Raw genomic sequence first — 1,479 nt, 5'->3', positions numbered from 1 at the left:
CAATGCCGTTCAGTTAGGGTGGTGCGAGGACGTGGATGGCGTCGGGTGGGGCGAGCGTTGGTCTGGGCCAGTGGCGGTGGTCGGGGTGTTTGACGCCGTAGTTCGACATCTTGCGTTTGACGACGCGGGCGGCTGCGCGTAGTCGTCGGGCGGGTAGTAGTTCGTGGAGGATCTCGGCGAGGACGTGGGTGAGCGCGGCAGCGAGGTTTGTCGTTGCGGTGCCGAGCCCGGCGCGGGTGGATCGGCGGGCGGCTCGCAGGGTGCGGGTGAACGAGATCCGGTCGGGGTCCACACCGGCGCCATCGGCTGCACTCGACATCAGGGCGCGGATGGCGTAGTGGGTGCACAGGTGTCCGTAGATCTCTTGTATGACGCCGTCGGGGGTTTTGGAGCGCAGCACGACCCGGGGGCCGCGCTGGTGGGTTTTGAGCTCGTCGAGGGCGGTTTCGATCTCCCACCGCTGGGCGTAGAGGGCGGCGAGTTCATCCGCGGGCGCAGCGGCCGGATCGAGGATGGTGGTGATCAGCCGGTAGCGCTCGGGCGTGTCGGGCCGGCCTGGATCGTCGAGCGCGTACTCGATCACCCGCACGCTCAGCACCTCGGTGCGGGTGCGCTTATCGGGTGTGGCCACCAGCTCGGAACGAAACGACCCGTCGTCGAAGGCCTCCAATACCGGCAGCACCGCGTTGTTCCTCGCCCGCCACAACAGATCGGATCCTGTGGCCTTCGCGGCCGAAAACAGGGGAAATCCGGCGAACCCGCGATCGGCCAGACACAGCATCCCCGGCTCGAGATGTGACACCAACTGGTGGGTCAGCGCCTGTTCGGACTCGCTGTAGGCCCCGATGGCCGCGCCGGTGATCGCATGGGTGCCTACTTCTGCGAACCCGACCAGACGCACTTGAGGGAACGCCGCATGCCCTCGTGAGGCGCCCGGCCGGCCGAACGTCTCATCGTTGGCGGGGGTGTCGGCCACATCCAACGTCGTGCCATCGATCGCGACCAGCCGCCAACCGCGGTAGAACGCTCCCGGCGTCTCGTCGGTGGCCAACGGCACACACCCACGGTCAAACAACGCCTCGAGCGGTTCGACCCCCAACCGGGCACGGGCCTGGAAGATCGCCGACTTCGACGGCATCTTCCAGGTTCTGGCCCACCCCGACTCCCACGACAGCCCTTCGATGAGGTTGCGCATCACCTCCTCATACGATGACTGCGAGAACAACGCCAACCCCATCACGTAGTAGGTCACCAGCCGGGCCGGCAACAACCGCGAACGCTGCTCGACCCGGCCCGTCTCGGCCAGGACCGCATCAACCAGATCCGGCGGGAACGTCCGGGTCAACACCCCCAACGCCACATGATCCGACAGACGCTGATCGTCCTGCGGCTTCACCCATCCCGCCCGCGGCATCCCACCCTCCGGTCTCATCGCCACCGGAAGAATACCACGCATGTAGTTCTAACTGAACGGTATTG

Annotated in this window: 1 pseudogene; it reads right to left on the bottom strand. The window is 66.5% G+C overall.

Annotated elements, in window-relative coordinates:
* Positions 1 to 238: 238 nt before the first annotated feature.
* Positions 239 to 1,414: pseudogene (locus tag WEB03_RS00510) on the bottom strand (IS4 family transposase); the annotation flags it as partial.
* Between the last annotated feature and the right edge of the window lie 65 nt (positions 1,415 to 1,479).

It is taken from the genome of Nitriliruptor sp., assembly GCF_040882075.1.
In the GTDB taxonomy this organism is placed as follows: Bacteria; Actinomycetota; Nitriliruptoria; order Nitriliruptorales; family Nitriliruptoraceae; genus Nitriliruptor.
Note: the sequence above shows the minus strand (reverse complement) of the source record. Positions and strands in the feature narration are given on the sequence as shown.